Source organism: Arthrobacter sp. K410C, from assembly GCF_059090105.1.
Genome location: NZ_JBNHFJ010000005.1, coordinates 53,059 through 68,608, shown reverse-complemented (window position 1 = coordinate 68,608; position 15,550 = coordinate 53,059). Strand labels below are relative to the sequence as shown.

Annotated in this window: 14 protein-coding genes; 5 read left to right on the top strand and 9 right to left on the bottom strand. The window is 68.8% G+C overall.

Translation table 11 applies throughout. From position 1 onward, the window contains the following. Positions 1-31: 31 nt before the first annotated feature. Positions 32-1,576: a MocR-like transcription factor YczR gene (gene yczR / locus AC5RU7_RS09785; protein ID WP_494010795.1), complete on the bottom strand. Its 1,545-nt coding sequence runs from the start codon at positions 1,574-1,576 to the stop codon at positions 32-34. 61 nt (positions 1,577-1,637) lie between these two features. Here yczR and yczE point away from each other — a divergent pair, with 61 nt between their 5' ends. Next, positions 1,638-2,258, top strand: coding sequence for a membrane protein YczE (yczE, locus tag AC5RU7_RS09780; RefSeq protein ID WP_494010794.1), 621 nt, complete (start codon positions 1,638-1,640; stop codon positions 2,256-2,258). 19 nt (positions 2,259-2,277) lie between these two features. On the opposite strand, the gene AC5RU7_RS09775 is transcribed toward yczE, so the two are convergent. The 3 genes from AC5RU7_RS09775 to AC5RU7_RS09765 form a co-directional block, all read right to left on the bottom strand. Continuing rightward, positions 2,278-3,108, bottom strand: a complete 831-nt coding sequence (locus AC5RU7_RS09775; protein WP_494052057.1) for an Fpg/Nei family DNA glycosylase — start codon at positions 3,106-3,108, stop codon at positions 2,278-2,280. Next, positions 3,101-8,305 carry an Lhr family helicase gene (locus tag AC5RU7_RS09770; RefSeq protein WP_494052198.1) on the bottom strand — a complete coding sequence of 1,735 codons (5,205 nt, stop codon included), beginning with the start codon at positions 8,303-8,305 and terminating at the stop codon, positions 3,101-3,103. Before AC5RU7_RS09770 ends, AC5RU7_RS09775 begins: the two co-directional genes overlap by 8 nt. A 110-nt stretch (positions 8,306-8,415) precedes the next feature. Continuing rightward, positions 8,416-9,960, bottom strand: a complete 1,545-nt coding sequence (locus AC5RU7_RS09765; protein ID WP_494010792.1) for an FAD-dependent oxidoreductase — start codon at positions 9,958-9,960, stop codon at positions 8,416-8,418. A gap of 188 nt (positions 9,961-10,148) precedes the next feature. Between AC5RU7_RS09765 and AC5RU7_RS09760 the strand changes: the two genes are divergently transcribed. Further along, positions 10,149-10,610: a DUF4383 domain-containing protein gene (locus AC5RU7_RS09760; protein WP_494010986.1), complete on the top strand. Its 462-nt coding sequence runs from the start codon at positions 10,149-10,151 to the stop codon at positions 10,608-10,610. A gap of 114 nt (positions 10,611-10,724) precedes the next feature. Here AC5RU7_RS09760 and AC5RU7_RS09755 read toward each other — a convergent pair whose 3' ends face one another. Further along, positions 10,725-11,120 (bottom strand): DUF4232 domain-containing protein, encoded by a 396-nt coding sequence (locus tag AC5RU7_RS09755; RefSeq protein WP_494052197.1) that lies wholly within the window; start codon positions 11,118-11,120, stop codon positions 10,725-10,727. Here AC5RU7_RS09755 and AC5RU7_RS09750 point away from each other — a divergent pair. After that, complete coding sequence (locus tag AC5RU7_RS09750; protein WP_494010984.1) at positions 11,107-11,364, top strand: hypothetical protein; 258 nt, start codon at positions 11,107-11,109, stop codon at positions 11,362-11,364. The genes AC5RU7_RS09755 and AC5RU7_RS09750 overlap by 14 nt on opposite strands. A 108-nt stretch (positions 11,365-11,472) precedes the next feature. Here the strand turns inward: AC5RU7_RS09750 and AC5RU7_RS09745 are convergent, their stop codons facing one another. The 4 genes from AC5RU7_RS09745 to AC5RU7_RS09730 all read right to left on the bottom strand — a co-directional run bounded on the left by AC5RU7_RS09745 (position 11,473) and on the right by AC5RU7_RS09730 (position 14,426). Beyond that, a complete protein-coding gene (locus AC5RU7_RS09745) occupies positions 11,473-12,234 on the bottom strand; it encodes a YcnI family copper-binding membrane protein (protein WP_494052056.1) in 762 nt (253 codons plus the stop codon). 80 nt (positions 12,235-12,314) lie between these two features. Next, complete coding sequence (locus tag AC5RU7_RS09740) at positions 12,315-12,950, bottom strand: hypothetical protein (RefSeq protein WP_494052055.1); 636 nt, start codon at positions 12,948-12,950, stop codon at positions 12,315-12,317. 112 nt (positions 12,951-13,062) lie between these two features. Then, entirely contained in the window at positions 13,063-14,136 is a 1,074-nt protein-coding gene (locus AC5RU7_RS09735; protein WP_494052054.1) for an NAD(P)H-dependent flavin oxidoreductase, read from the bottom strand. 74 nt (positions 14,137-14,210) lie between these two features. After that, entirely contained in the window at positions 14,211-14,426 is a 216-nt protein-coding gene (locus tag AC5RU7_RS09730; protein WP_494052196.1) for a hypothetical protein, read from the bottom strand. A 256-nt stretch (positions 14,427-14,682) separates the two neighbouring features. Here AC5RU7_RS09730 and AC5RU7_RS09725 point away from each other — a divergent pair, with 256 nt between their 5' ends. Both AC5RU7_RS09725 and AC5RU7_RS09720 read left to right on the top strand, forming a co-directional pair. Further along, positions 14,683-15,027: a hypothetical protein gene (locus tag AC5RU7_RS09725; protein WP_494052053.1), complete on the top strand. Its 345-nt coding sequence runs from the start codon at positions 14,683-14,685 to the stop codon at positions 15,025-15,027. 148 nt (positions 15,028-15,175) lie between these two features. Then, positions 15,176-15,505 (top strand): GYD domain-containing protein, encoded by a 330-nt coding sequence (locus tag AC5RU7_RS09720; RefSeq protein WP_494052052.1) that lies wholly within the window; start codon positions 15,176-15,178, stop codon positions 15,503-15,505. Positions 15,506-15,550 lie beyond the last annotated feature (45 nt).

Below are 15,550 nucleotides of genomic sequence, written 5' to 3'. Positions count from 1 at the left end.
GACGCTTGGCGCTAGCTACTTGCGGTGGCGCTCACGCGATCGCCACCGCCGGGGCAGTGGTGAGGGTGCGCCGGAGTTGGGGAGCGGCGTTGAGCTTGTCCTGGGCGGCGCGCAATGCCAGCACCGCAGTTTCCAGCTGCTCAGGCGGCAAGGTGAAGGGCACCCGCAGGAACCGTTCGAACGCTCCGCCGATTCCGAACCTCGGCCCGGCGGCCAGCCGGATGCCGAACTCCGGCGCCAGGACTGTCAGCGCGGTGCTGGACGGAGCCGGCAGCCGGCACCACACGGACAGGCCGCCGGCGGGCACGGGGGTCTCCCAGCCGGGCAGATGCCCGCGCAGCAGCTCAAGCAGCGCTGCCCTGTTGGTCCGCAGCGCCGCCAACCGGGCAGGGAGCGGTTCGTCCATGGCCCGGACCAGGTGTGCGGCCGCGAGCTGCTCCATAATCGGACCGCCCAGGTCAACGGTGGTGCGCGCAGCCGCCAAGCGCCCGATCATGGCTTCGGAAGCCCGGATCCAGCCGGTCCGCAGGCCGCCCCAGTGCGATTTGCTGAGTGAGCCGATTGTGACCACGTTGGGGCTGAAGCCTGCCAGGGGAGTGGTGCCCACGCCGTCGAGGTTCAGTTCGCGGAGCGTCTCATCCGCCACCAGGACCGTGCCGGTGGCCGCGGCGGCGCGGACCAGCCTCCGGCGCTGGGTGTCGGGCATGGCCATGCCGGTGGGGTTGTGGAAGTCCGGCACCATATACGCGAGCTTGGGGCGCTGCTGGGCCAGGACAGTTTCCAATGCTGGCAGGTCCCAGCCGCCGGGTGCAAAGGCGACGGGAACGGGCCGGCACCTGGCGGCCCGGATTGCGTCCAGGGCGTTGGGGTAGCTGGGGTGTTCCACGAGGACCCGGTCCTGACGGTCCGCCAGGGTGCGGAGGACTATGGTCAGTGCGTGCTGGGCGCCTGACGTCACCATCACCTGCCCCGCATGGGTGGGCACACCGGCGGCCGTGTACCTGTCTGCGATCGCCTGGCGGAGCGGAAGCAGGCCGATGGCGTCGTAGCCAAAACCCGGCAGCAGGGCCGGAAGTTCGGTCAGTGCGGCGGCGAAAGCCCGGTGCACGACTTCGCCGCTGGCCGGCAGCGCCGAATAGGCCAGGTCCAGCAGCCCTTCCGGCGCTGCCAGGCCCGGGGCGGAGATGGCCCCGGCCCCTTTCCAGCCTGTCCCTGCTCCACCAGTCCCTGTCCCGCCAGCCTCTGTCCCACTGGCTTCCTTGAGTTTGGCGGGGCCGAAAATCGCCGGTCCGAACGGGTTCAGGTCGGGGATCCGGGTCCTGCCGCGGCTGCCTTGTCCGCTGCTGAGGAAACCCTGTTCCCGGAGGATCGCGTAGGCGGCCGTAACGGTGGTCCGGCTGACACCCAGGGCCGCGGACAGCGCGCGCTCACTGGGCAGGGCAGTATCAAGGGGCACCCTGCCGTCCAGGATGAGCAGCCGGACCACATCGGCCAGTTCCCGGTACGCCGGTCCGGCCCCGCGGTTCCATGGCCCCAGAAGGCGGGCGAGCGCTGCTGAACTCAGGGAAGGGGCCATATAGCCAGTGTCTCAAACTGGCTATGTAATCAAAAGCCAGTTGCGTGGGAGGGTTGATCCCATGATGACCCGCAGACTGATCCAGCTCTTCACCGGCCTCGCCATGTACGGCATTTCCCTGGCAATGTTCATCCGGGCCGGGCTTGGCCTGGACCCGTGGGACGTCTTTCACCAAGGGCTGGCGAACCGGACCGGGCTGAGCATCGGCATGGTGGTCATCATCGTGAGCTTCCTGGTGCTCCTGCTGTGGATCCCCCTGCGGCAGTGGCCCGGCTTCGGAACCCTTTGCAACGCCGTCCTGGTGGGCGTCTTCGCCGACGTCGGGCTGGCCCTGATCCCCACCGTGTCCCAACTTTTCGGCCAGGTGGGGATGCTTGCCGGCGCTGTCCTGCTGAACGGCATCGCCTCCGCCTGCTACATCGGTGCCCGCTTTGGCCCCGGGGCCAGGGACGGGCTGATGACCGGCCTGGCCCGGCGTACCGGCTGGTCCGTCCGCCTGTCCCGCACACTGATCGAGGTGACCGTCCTGGCCGTCGGTTGGGTCCTGGGCGGTTCGGTGGGCGTGGGAACCGTTGTCTACGCACTGGCCATCGGACCCCTGGTGCAGCTGCTGCTGCCGCGGTTCATGGTTCCGGCCGCAGTGCCGAAGACTGCCGGCGCTTCACCTGCCACCGTTTGCTGAGCCCTTTGCCCGCCCTGGATTACCTCGGTTCCGGCTGGCACCGGGGGCAGAAGTAGATGTCGCGTTCCTCGTCCCCGTTCGGCTTGCCAAGCAGTCCGCGCCGGACAGGGGTCCCGCATTTCAGGCACGCCTGGTGCTCGCGGCGGTACACCCAATAGCCGGGCCGGCCGGCCATCCGTCCCACCGGCATGCCGCGGGCGTTGAGGATGGTGACGCGGCGGCCGGGCCCGAGGTTTACCTCCAGCAGTTGCTTGGCGTCCGTCATCATGGTCCGTACGTCCGCCACCTCAGCAACAGGAGTGGCGGGGTGGACGCCGGAGAGGAAGCAGGCCTCGCAGCGGTAGATGTTGCCGATCCCGGCGAGGTTCCGCTGGTCCAGGAGTGCCACGCCCACCGGGACAGCAGGCGCTGAACGGATCCGGCGTTCGGCCTCGTCCAGGTCCCAGTCCGGGCCCAGGAGGTCCGGGCCGAGGAACCCCACGATGGAGTCTTCGTTGTCAGTGGCCACCACTTCCACAATGCCCAGGGAAAAGCCGACGGCGTCCGCGGCTGCCGTGCGCAGGACACACCGGGCGGTGTAGCCGGGTTTCCGCCACCTGCCGCCCGCAGGGTAGATCTGCCAGGTGCCCTCCATCTTCAGGTGTGAATGGATGGTGAGCCGCTTGCCGTCGGGCCCCACTACCCGCATCAGGAGGTGCTTGCCGCGGGGCACCACCTCGGCCACCGTCCACCCGGCAAGGTTCAGGGTGGCGAAACGGGGGACACGGAAGTCTGAGGCCAGCAGGGTCTGCCCGGCCAGGGCCTTGTGCAGCTGGTTGGCTGCCCGCCACACGGAATCGCCCTCAGGCACGGATCCTCAGCCCCTTCGGGGTGGAGTAGGCTCCGGCGGAACCGAGGGCGGCCGCCACCGGGGTGTCCAGGATGCCGTGCCCGTTGACCTTTTCCATGACCAGCTTGTCCACGGCGCCACGGGTCACGACGCCCACCAGGGCGGTGCCCGCGGCGGCCAGGACGGCAGCATCATCACTAAAGGCGAGAAGGGTCTTGCCGCCCCGTTCCACGTAGAGGACAAGTGCTCCGTCCACAAGGACCACCAGCGCCCCGGCCTTCCGTCCAGGGCGGTGACCGGTTCCGGCGTCGTCCTGGAGGGCGGGCCAGGGAAGGGCCGCGCCGTAGGGGTTGGCGGGGTCGGTGGCGGCGAGGGCCAGGGCAGCCGGCTCCGGTTGGGCGAGCTGGGTGTCCTCGGCGTAGGAGCGCAGCCGGTCAACCGTGGCCGGCACGGCGAACTGGGCCGCCCCCAGATGCTCGATGAAGTAGCCCCGCCGGCAGCGCCCCGCTTCCTCCAGCCGGGCCAGCACCTTGTACATCAGGCCGAAGCCGCCCAGGATCTGCTCGGCCATGACCGAACCCCTGGTGACAACGCCATATCGGTCCAACAGGAGCTCGGCAGTGGCCCGGGCATGGATGGTGGGATCGAGTTCCGGTTCCGGCAGCGCGGACCAGCGCCCGGCTGCCAGGGGTGGAGTTGCCGCGGCGCCCGAGCCGCCGAAGCGGCCACCGGCAAGGCCCGGCGACCCCATCAGTCCGGTGCCGTGCGAACGCCCCAGCCTACTGAGCCGAGGTGCCCTCGCCCGCGGTGCGCGTGCCACCTGCCGATGCGCCGTATGGCCGCCGGCGATCAGCGCACGGACGGGGGCGAAGGTGTCGCCTGTGATGCGGCCGGCCCACGCCAGCTCCCAGAGCGCAGTCACCACGTCCTGGTCGCTGAGCACCGAGTCCATGCCGCCCGCGATGTCCGTCAATTGGCGGAAGAAATAGCCGCCGCCGTTGGCGCGCAGGTGGTCGAGCAGGCGTTGCCCGGCGTCGCCCGGCTGGTACTCCGGAGCGGGGTTCAAGGTGAGCTCCGCCGAGTCCGCAAGGTGCAGGCTGATCCAGCCGTCATTTCCCGGCAGGGCTCCGGCCCCGGACCACAGGACCTCCCCGGTAGCCATGAGTTCGTCCAGCATGGCCGGCTGGTAGTTGGACACCCGGCTGGCCAGGATGAGCGGCTCCCAGGCGGACGCGGGGACGGGCACCCCGGAAAGCTGGTCAATGGCGGTAATGATGCCGTCCAGGCCGCGAAGCGACGGCTGGCCGCGACCGCCGCCCGGAACGCGCACGTGCTGCCAGGCAGGAAGGAACCGGCCGTAGGCGGCGGCATCCACCGGTTCCACTTCGGCCCGCAGTGCCGCCAGCGAACGGCGGCGGAGCTTGCGCAGCACCTCGGCGTCGCACCATTCGCTGACGCTGGCGTGCGGGAGTTCCGGTGCTGCGTGCCCAACCGCCGGCAGGTGCGCCGTTTCGGTCGGCGCGAGCTCCTCGTCCTCTTCTTCCCCCGCAACATCAAGGTCGTCATCGCCTGCAAGGTAACCGGCGGCGGCTTCGTCGTCGTCGGGCTCAAGCGGCCCGGCGTCCAATCCTTCGGCACCGGCACCATCGATGCCTGCCGGCAGGTCGGCACTGCCCGGCTGGGCTGCACTGCCCGCGTGGACTGTACTGCCCGGTGGGGCCGCGTTCGGCCGGAACTCGCCTTCCACTACCCGTCCGTCCGCGGCGAGCCGCTTGAGGGCGGTGCCCACCACCGCCACGCCCAGTCCCAGCCGCGCTGCCGCTTCAGCAGCCGTAAACGGGCCATGGGTGCGGGCATAGCGGGAGACGAGATCCCCGAGCGGATCCGCCACCGGCTCGATAAAGGCCAGGGGAACGCCCATGGGCAGAGGCACGCCCAAGGCATCGCGCAGCCGGGCGGCGTCCTCAACGGCGGCGAACCGTTCAACCCCGCCGATGTTTACTTTGATGGCCCGGTTGGCGCGCTGCAGCGCTGCCAGGTGGGCCGTTGCGGACCCAATGCTGCCGTGGGCTGCCTCGGATGCACCCCCGCGGCCGTCCAGTCCCGCGGCGAGCTCGGCATCCGTTGGTTCAACGTCACCATCTGCGGCAGCCGGGCCGGCGGCATTTTCCCCGGGTGCGTTGTCCTCGCCCTGCAGCCTGGCCGCCACCTCTTCCGGCGTCAGCGGCCCGAGCAGCCGCAACAGGTCGGCCACGCCCTCGAGCCCCCGTGCCCTCCGGTCCGGGGCCAGCCGCTGCAGCTCCCGCTCGGTGGTTTCGATGACCCTTGCGTCCAGCAGTTCCCGCAGTTCCACGCGGCCCAGCAGCTCATTGAGGAGCGTGGAGTCCAGGGCCAACGCCGCGGCCCGCCGTTCCGCCAGGGGTGAATCGCCCTCGTAAAGGAACTGGGCCACGTACCCGAACAGCAGGGACTTGGCGAACGGCGACGGCTGCTGGGTGGTGGTCTGTACGATCCGCAGTTCGCGCCGTTCCACGGAGGCGGCGATGTCCTTCAAGGCGGGGAGGTCGTAGACGTCCTGCAGGCACTCGCGCACCGTCTCCAGCACGATGGGGAACGTGGGGTATTTCCTGGCGACGTCCAGCAACTGCGCTGAGCGCTGCCTCTGCTGCCACAGCGGCTGCCGCTTCCCGGGCGTCTGGCGGGGGAGCAGGAGCGCCCGCGCAGCGCATTCCCGGAACCGTGACGCGAACAATGCACTGCCGCCCACCTCGGCGGTGACAATCTGTTCCAGCTCTTCCGGGTCGAAGAGGAACAGCTCCGCGCCCGGAGGCTCGTCCTCCATCATGGGCACGCGCAGGACAATGCCGTCGTCGGCCGCCATGGCGGAGCCGTCCAGGCCGTACCGCTGGTGGAGCCGCTGCCCCACGGCGAGGGCCCAGGGTGCGTGCACGGGCATGCCGAACGGGCTGTGCAGGATGACCCGCCAGTCGCCTAGCTCGTCATGGAACCGCTCCACCACCAGGGTGGTGTCGCTTGGCACCACCTCCGTGGCCTGCTTTTGCTCCGTCAGGTACTGGATCAGGTTGTTGGCGGCGAACTCGTCCAGCCCGCTCGCCTTGCAGCGCTCGGTGGCGGGGCCGGCGTCGGACGCGGACAATTCGCGGACGAACGCGCCCAGCGCCCGGCCCAGGTCCACCGGCCGGCCCAACGAATCGCCCTTCCAGAACGGCAGCTTGCCGGGCTGGCCAAAGGCCGGGGACACCAGTACGCGATCGTGGGTGATGTCCTCGATCTTCCAACTGGTGGCACCCAGCGCGAAGACGTCGCCCACCCGGGACTCGTACACCATTTCCTCGTCCAGCTCGCCCACGCGGCGGCCGCCTTTGGGCGCGGGAGCCGGCTTGCCGTCACCGGTGGGGGAGGCGGAGCCTTCTACCTCGGTGCCAATGATGTACACGCCGAACAAGCCGCGGTCCGGGATGGTGCCGCCGGACGTCACGGCCAGGCGCTGGGCCCCGGGCCTGCCCTCGATGGTCCCGGCGTTGCGGTCCCAGACAATCCGTGGCCTGAGCTCGGCGAATTCATCCGACGGATAGCGCCCGGCCAGCAGGTCGAGGGTGGCCTCGAACGCCGAGCGGGGGAGCGAAGCGAAGGGGGCGGAGCGCCGGACAGTTGCGAACCACTCCTCGACGTCGATGCTCCCCAGTGCGGTGGCGGCCACCGTCTGCTGGGCCAGGATGTCCAGCGGGTTGGCCGGGATGCTGAGGCGTTCAATCTTGCCGTTCAGCATCCGTTCCACGGTGATGGCGGTGTGTACCAGGTCAGCGCGGTGCTTGGGGAACAGGACACCCTGGGAGACTTCGCCCACCTGGTGTCCCGCCCGCCCCACGCGCTGCAGACCGCTGGCCACCGACGGCGGCGACTCCACCTGCACCACCAGGTCCACGGCTCCCATATCGATGCCGAGTTCCAGTGACGAGGTGGCCACCACGCAGCGCAGCCGGCCCGACTTCAGGTCGTCCTCGATGAGTGCCCGCTGGTCCTTGGAGACCGAGCCGTGGTGCGCCCGCGCCAGCACCGGGTCCGCGCCCGCCGAACTGCCTGCCTGGGCCATCATGTGCGCGGGCGTGGCAGTGGACGCAAGAATGCCCGACGGCGGGACGGCCGGCCCGGAGCCGGCAGCTCCCGGCCCTTCCGCTGCGGGATCGTCCCAGCCGCCGCCGGCCGCCACCAGTTGCCGTTCGGCGTAGATCTCGTTGAGCCGGGCAGTCAGCCGTTCGGACAGCCGGCGGGAGTTGGCGAAAACGATGGTTGACTGGTTGGCCAGCACCAGGTCAACGATCTTCTCCTCCACGTGCGGCCAAATGGAGGCCTGCGGCTGGAGCCCGGAGGCCGGGCCGGAATCGAACGCCCCGGCGGCGCCCTGGAGGTCGGACATGTCCTCCACCGGCACGGACACCGTGAGGTCCCAGTTCTTACTGGCAGGCGGGGCAACAATCTCCACAGGTGCCGAACCGGCCAGGAACTGGGCTACCAGTTCCCGGGGCTCCACCGTGGCCGAAAGCCCGATCCGCTGGGCAGGCTTGGGCAGCAGGGCATCAAGCCGCTCGAGCGACACGGCAAGGTGTGCGCCACGTTTGGTTCCGGCCACGGCATGGACTTCGTCGATGATGATGGTGTCCACCTCGGTGAGGGTTTCACGCGCCCTGGAGGTGAGCATCAGGAACAGCGACTCGGGGGTGGTGATAAGGATGTCCGGCGGGTTGCTCAGCAACGCACGCCGGTCCGCCGCGGTGGTGTCCCCGGACCTGACGCCCACGGTGATCAGGGGAGCGGGAAGGTCCAGGCGCTTGGCGGTCTGGGTAATGCCGATCAGCGGGGAGCGCAGGTTCCGTTCGACGTCGACCCCCAGGGCTTTCAGCGGCGAAATGTAGAGAACGCGGGTCTTGCGCTTCGGAGCCCGGGGCTTCCTGCCCTTCGCCGGGCGCTTGGACGAGGCCGCTTCCTCCTCCGCAGGCGGCCCCGGGGCGGCAGCGGAGCTGAGGATCCGGTCCAGGGCCCACAGGAAAGCGGCGAGGGTCTTGCCCGAACCGGTGGGCGCCACCACCAGGGCATGCGAACCTGAGGAGATGGCGTTCCAGGCCCCGGCCTGGGCAGGGGTGGCTTGGGAAAAAGCGCCCAGGAACCAGTCGCGGGTTGGCCTGCTGAACTGGGCCATGGGCGCGGCTTCCACCGGACGCCTGCCGCCCCGGGAGGGCTCTTCCTGGTTCATGCCTCCATCATGCCCCAGGCCACCGACAGGACTGCCGGCGCCCGCGGAACCTGGGCTCAACCCTTCTTGTCCTGCGGCAGGTCCCTGGTGGCCGGTCCTTCCAGCAATGTGCCGTCGCTGGCGAATCGGGAACCGTGCAGGGGGCAGTCCCAGGTCCTTTCGTTGTCATTCCAGTGCACAATGCCGCCCAGGTGCGTGCAGACAGCCGAGAGCTTGCACGTGGTCCCGTCAACGGTAGAAACGGCCACCGGGCGGGTCCCTTCGCGGTACACCTTCCCTTCGCCTTCGGCGGGAACAACCGGCGCGGCCGCAGGAAGGTCCTTGCCCCGTTTCAGTGCCCTTGTGCCTTCCGTCTTCAGGCCTTCCGCCGCCAGCTGCCCCCATCCGGAGGCAAGCTTGGCTGCCACACCTGCGTTAAGGGCGACGGCGGAGAACGCCCCGGAGGGGGACGTGACCCGGTGGTGGATGGTGTCCGCCCAGGGCACATTGCCGCCCAGGATATCGGCGGAAATCGCCAGTGCTGCGGCGACTGAGTTGGTCATGCCCCACTTGTTGTATCCGGTGCCGAAGTAGACATGCCCCTTGCCGCGGGGAAGCTTGCCGAAGAACGGCATCAGGTTGGTGGCCATGTAGTCCTGTGCGGACCAGGCGTGCGTGGTCCTCGCGCCAGGATAGTGCTGCCGGGTCCAGTCGAGAAGCCCTTGAAGATGCGCCTTCTCGGACTCCGCCCGGCCCACGTGGTGCCCGTGGCCGCCCACCAGCAGGAGCCTGCGGCCGTCGTGTTCGTAATCGCGCAGCGAGTGCGTGGGCTGTTCCACCGAGATGTACATCCCGGCCGGCGGCTCCTGCCCCTCCTGCAGCTCAAGGGCTGCCGCATAGGACCGGCTGGGCTTCAGCTTGGCGAAGTACAGGCCGCGGTCCAGGACCGGGATGCCGGTGGCAAGCACTACCCGGTCCGCGCGCACGCTGCCCCGGCTGGTCCGCACCACTGACGGAAGGTCTCCGGCGACGTCCCGCAGCCGCACGCCGCCCACAACCGTGCCGCCCCGTCCGCGGATGTCCGCCACCAGCGTGTCCACTACCTCCATGGGATGGATCTGCGCCTGGTCGGGGAGGCGGACGGCGCCGTGCACGGCGAACGGCAGGCCGGCGTCGCGCACGTATTCCATGGCGAGCCCCGCCGTGGTTCCGGCGCTTACCTCCTCGCGCAGCTTTTCCGTCCCCTGCGCAGTTGCCGCATAGGTGTAGGCGTCGCGGCGCTGGTACGGTACGCCATGGTCGTCGAGGTAGCGCAGCAGCCAGGCCTGGCCTTCACGGTTGCCGTCAACGTAGGCCTGCACCTGCTTTTGGGAGTACTGGCGGGCAAGCTGGGACAGGAAGGTGCCCTGCAGCAGGGTTACCTTGGCCGTGGTGTTGCCGGTGGTGACGGCGCCTGGATGCCGCGCCTCGAGAACCAGGACCTTTTGGCCGGAGCGGGCCAGCAGCAGCGCGGTGACCAGGCCGGTCAGTCCTGCACCGGCCACCACCGTGTCGTACTTGGTGTCGGGCTCGAACGGATCGGAAGTGAAAGCCGCGCTGCGGTCCAACCAAATCGACGTCATGCCAATTCAACCTGCCTCCGGTCTCAGTGGCCTGGTGGGGCCAGTTTGTAATGGGTCCGTTATAGACCTGACCTATCGGTTCCGCAGTTGCTAAGTATACTTACTTTGTCGGGGTAGTCTATGGTCAGGCGCAGCCCGGCAGCCATGGAAAACGAAAACGACAAACAGCAGGAGAAATCATGACAAGCATGAGTTCCGACGGTCGTACCGTAGGCCGGACCAACATTCAAAAAGCAGCCCTCGCCGTGGGAGCGGTCTTCCTCCTGGTGGGTGTGCTCGGCTTCATTCCTGGCATCACCGCCAACTACGAGACCATGGGCTTCGCCGGGCACGAGTCCCAGGCGCTGCTGCTGGGCCTCTTCCAGGTTTCTGTGCTGCACAACATCGTCCATCTGCTGTTCGGCGCCGCCGGTATCGCTATGGCCCGCAGTGCCGCTCAGTCCAAGAACTACCTGATAATAGGTGGCGCCATCTACCTGGTCCTCTGGCTATACGGCCTGCTGATCGGTCTGGAGACGCCGGTCAACTTCATCCCTGTGAACATGGCGGCCAACTGGCTGCACTTTGTCCTTGGTGTTGGCATGCTTGGCCTGGGCTTTGCTCTCTCTCGCGGTACTGCCCGCGCCGGTCGCCCCACGACGGCCCACTAACAGGTACTGAAACACAACCGCGCAGCCACAGGTTCGCGGTACTTACAAGAAACTGCAGGCGGCCCGGCACATGCCGGACCGCCTGCAGTCGTCTGTAGGGAAGCCCCGGCGGAGCTACGCCGGCTGGAACGCCCCGATGCTGAGCAGCGTGATGCCGACGTTGCTGCATGCCTTGGTGGGCTGGGGCACAAACAGCGAGGCAGTGTCCTCCGGCGGGTAGATGCGGTAGCCGGCGGCGTCCACCATGGCGCAGTCCATGTAGTTTCCGGCCTGGGTGTAGCGCAGGACGGCCGTGCCGGTCTGGCCGGGTGCCAGGAGGACGTCCGTGACAGGTGTTGAATCCTCACGGCTGGCCGGCGCTCCGATGGGCTCCCCGGCGTTGTCCGCCGCCAGGGACACTCCCGCGTAGCCCTTGAGCAGGCAGGGCTCCGTGCCGCTGTTGGTGAGGTTTAGTTTCATATAGACGCTGCCCGCAGCGCCCCCGCCGGATGCATCGGTGGCCGCGGTCAGCCCCGCGGCCTTGCACAGGCCCGGTGCCGCAGGAGCGGCCGTTGCCGGAGCGGTGGCCGTCGGAGCGGCGGAGGACGGCGGAGCGGACGACGGCGGCGCAGACGTCGCGCTCGGGCTGGGCGCGCCGGTACCCGGCGCCGTCGTGGTCGCCTGGGTCTGCGGCTGGCTTGGACCGCAGGCGGTGAGTAGCAAGGCAGCCGCTGCGGCCGCCGTCGACATGGCTATCCCCTGGAAGATTCTCTGAGACCTCATGGCACAACCTTCGCGGCAGCGGTTGCCGGCGTCAACGATGCCGCGGGCCTGGCGGCGGTTTTGATGCCCGGATCGTGATGATCCGGGCACCAAACCTTGGCTACCTGGTGGCTGCGCCGTCCGTGGCCTTACGCCGGGCTCCGCTCCGCAGCAGGGCTGCCCCGCCCAGGACCAGCCCGCCCACGCCTGCAGCGAGCCCTGCCCAGCTGCGGGCTTCAGCTCCGCTCTCCGTTACGGCTGCGGCCTGTTCTGGTTCGGCGGGGGCCTCGTGCGCTGAGTGCGCTGCGCGTTCCGCCCCGTGCCCGCCGGCGCTCTCAGCCGCCGTCACGGTGATGGACGGCGCCGGTGCCTCCAGGGAATGCGGGTCCTCGCCGTCCTTCGCGATCTGGGACCAGTCGGTCTGGCCTGTTTCGCAGGTCTGGAGGGTGGGGAAGTGCAGCGTGCTGTCCGCCGCGTCAGGAAGCTTTACGGACAAAACCAGTGCGTCGCGGAGGTCATGCGGCAGGGGTTCCTTGGCGGTGTAGACGATCTGGCTGGTCCGCTTGGTGATGGATGTTCCGTCCGTGAGCTTCTTGGGCTCGGCGAGCTGCTCTGTCACCTTTTCAACCGTCCAGTTGGGGTTGACTGTGGGCTGGGCGTCGTTGAGCTCGGCGGGCAGGGTGATAGCCACCTTGGTGGTGCCGGACTCGTCACAGCCGTGGGGAACCCCGAACGTGAGGAGGGCGTAGGAGTTGGCGTCGGTCTTGTCCGGCGTGACGCCGACATGCGCCGCGGCGCCGCCCGCCGCTGCGAGCATCAGGGCTGCTGCGCCGCCCGTGGCGGCGGCGGTGGTCAGGGTACGGCGAAAGATGGAAGTGTTCATGGGGTTGCCTTTCTGGCGCACGCCCGCACAGGGCGTGCAGAAGTATTGAATGCCCCGCCGGCAGTGAATGCGGCGCGGGGTTAGGAACAAAGCGCGACGGCGGAAGGCGGGCCGCGTCGGCTGTCTTGCCTGAGGTTCCGCCAGGGACGGCGGGGAACGGCGGCAGGCGGGAAAACTGCGAAAACCGGGGGAACGGCGTCGGGCGCCGCTACGCGGGGGAGTCCCGCGAACGGACGAAGCCAGGCGGCCAGGGCCCACAAGGCATCCTCGCCCCTGGCCAGCAACAGCGCGCAGCCCAGGGACGCCAAAACATGCGCGGCCAGCATCAGCGGTGCCGAACCGGGATCGCCGGCGGATGCATGACCCGCGACGGTAACCAGCTCGGGAAGCACCGGTGCGCCGCCGCCATGCTGGTGGCCGGCATGCAGGCTGGCCGGTCCCAGTGCGAGGGCCGGGGCGCTGAACGCGGTGAACGCCTCATGCAGGACCAGCTGTCCGACGCCAAGGAGCGCCCCCACAGCGGGAAAGGCGAGCCGCAGCCGGGTGGCGGCCGTGCTGGCGAGTCCGGTCAGGGCCAGGATGGCCAGCATGATGCCGGGGGCCGGAAGTTGGCCGCCGCCCGCCACGTGGGCCCCTGCCGCCAGGGTAAGTATCGCGGCGGCGAGGGCCGAGGAGCGGAGGAGGTGGAAGGGCGCGCGCGGCTGGTGTGTCGGCACGGCTCCTCCTCTCCCCGTAGCGGTTGCCGGCGAGATCCCGGGCATGGTTCCGCCGGTCCAGATTCTATCGGTGATTGGCACGCCGGCAGGTGCCGCTGCTTTCTGCGTCCTGTTATCCGACGCCTGCCAGCAGTTCGGCGAGGACATCCGCGGCGGTGTCGTGCCGGATCAGGGGAGCGGCCTGGCCGGCCCAGAGGGACATGAGTCCGGTGTTCCCGCGGGCGGCGGCCTCGGGCCGGAAACGCCCTGTCAGCCAGTTCTGGACGGGGAACGGCGCGATGGACCGGGCATCGGCCAGGTCGGTGGTGACGCGGTTGGGGATGCCGCGGGCCAGCCTGCCGCTGAGCGCCCTGGTGAGGACCGTCCGGCCGGCCGACGGGCTGAAAAGGAGCGAGCGGTAGGCCGGGACCGCGGCCGACTCGCGGGTGGCCAGGAACGCGGTCCCAACCTGCACGGCTTCCGCGCCGAGGGCAAACGCAGCAGCAACCCCGCGCCGGTCGGCGATTCCGCCGGCAGCTATCACCGGGATACGCACGGCGTCGGCAACCTGGGGGACCAGGGCGAAGGTGCCAATGAGCGACTCTTCTGCCGGCTGCAGGAAGGACACGCGGTGCCCGCCAGACTCCATGCCGCTGGCCACCACGGCGTCCACGCCGCCGGCCTCCAGCGCCACGGCCTCCTCCACGGTCGTGGCGGTGCCGAGCACCTTGATGCCGTGACGGTGGGCGTCCTCCACCACCTCGGGTGCAGGGACACCGAACACAAAGCTGATGACGGCGGGACAGGCTTCCAGCGTGGCCTCCACCTGTTCGCCGTAGTCGGGCAGGTACCGCGCTGGCATCTCCGGCAGCGGGATGCCGAGTTCCTGGAAGTACGGCTCCAGCAGGCTGGTGAAGCGGCCAAAGTCCTCCTGGTCCACGGCCCCGGCCTCATCGCCGGTGGGGATCCACAGGTTGAGGGCGAAAGGCCTGCCCGTGGCGGCACGAAGGTCCGCTGCCGTCCGGCGGATGGCGCCGCCGTCGTAGCCGTACAGGCCGTAGGAACCCAGCCCGCCGCCGTCGCTCACGGCTGCCGTGAGCTGCACGGAGGAGACGCCGCCGAAGGGTCCAAGGACCACGGGCGCGTCGATGCTCAGTAGTTCTGTGATGGGGGTGCTGCGGAAAGCGATGAAGTCCGGCTGGGGCATGGCTGTCTCCTGGCTGGTTGCCTATGGGCGGGTCCGTCCCTAGTCTTGCAAAGCCCCGACGCCGTTCCGGCCGGTTATTGCGGCGCCGGTGACTCCACCAGGTCGTAGCCGTCGGAAATGTGGAACAGCCGGCGGCCACCGGCCGGGGCGATGACCCACACCACATCGCCGTCTGCAGTGCGGGCATCCACCAGCCCGGCATGGACGCGGGCGCCGTTGCGCCGGAGTTCCACGGAGTCGCCAATTTCCACTTCGTCCCAGCGGGTGGGGCTCTTGACGCGGTTCGCCATTGAAGTCACGGGATTTTCCTTAGGTGGTCGGGCGGCTGTCCAGCCGTTCCTGCAATCAAACAGGTGCGGACCCGGTGGCTTCAATGGAGGACTGACCACGCCTGCCGCCGGCCGCTTGTGCAGCCCTCCAGTGCACGGGCAGAGTGCTGGACATGCTTTCACTTTCCGGCCCGGGGCCTAAGCCGGGCACTGGGGACGCAGCAGCGTGCGGCGTTAGACTGCGTTCGTAAGTGCCAGACGATCCAAGGAGATGTTCATGGACTACACCGGAAGCCAGTCGGAAAAGGTTGTACCCGCTGGGGAGCTTGGCCGCAACCACATCGGCCAGACCATCAGCTTCCAGCCCAACCAGTTCACAGTCGTCATTGGGAAACTCGCCGGAGTTGCCCGGACAGAGGCTATGGTCTACTTGTCCCTGCAGGGGGTCGGAAACGGCACGCACCTGAAGGATGAATACGACCTGCCGCTCACACACGACGTTTACGTGCCGGTGGACGTCATCAGCAACGCCGAATCCACCATCAAGGACCTGTTCGGCAAGGTCCAGGAGAACCTCCGGGGCGCAGGCCACAAGGGTGAGGACCGCACGGACAAGCTGTAGCCACAGTCCCGGCACGGTCCTAGCCCTGGAGTTGGCAGGACGGCGGCCGGCCCCGGAACAGCAGCCGAAAAACGGCCATTGCCGACCCGGGGCCGGCCTGCCATTCTGGGTGCATCCGCAGTACAGGCACCCACGACAGGACAGGGCCATGCCTCTTTATCTCTCGAAATTCAGCTACACCCCGGAGACCTGGTCCCGGCTGATCAGCACTCCTGAAGACCGGCGGAAAGCTGCGCAGGCCTACATAGAGTCGGTGGGCGGAAAGCTGCACGGATTCTGGTACGGCTTTGGCGGCCATGACGGCTACAACCTGTGGGAAGCGCCGGACAACGTGTCCATGGCCGCCGTGGCCGTTGCGATCAGCGGGGGAGGTGCGCTCAGCTCCTTCGAAACCACAGTTCTCCTCACTGTTGAGGAAACAATGGAGGCCCTCCAAAAGGCCCGGGATATCAAGTACCGGCCGCCGGGAACGGAGTAACTGTCCGGCTCCGCGGGGAGGCGGACGACGGCGGTACTTCCCGCC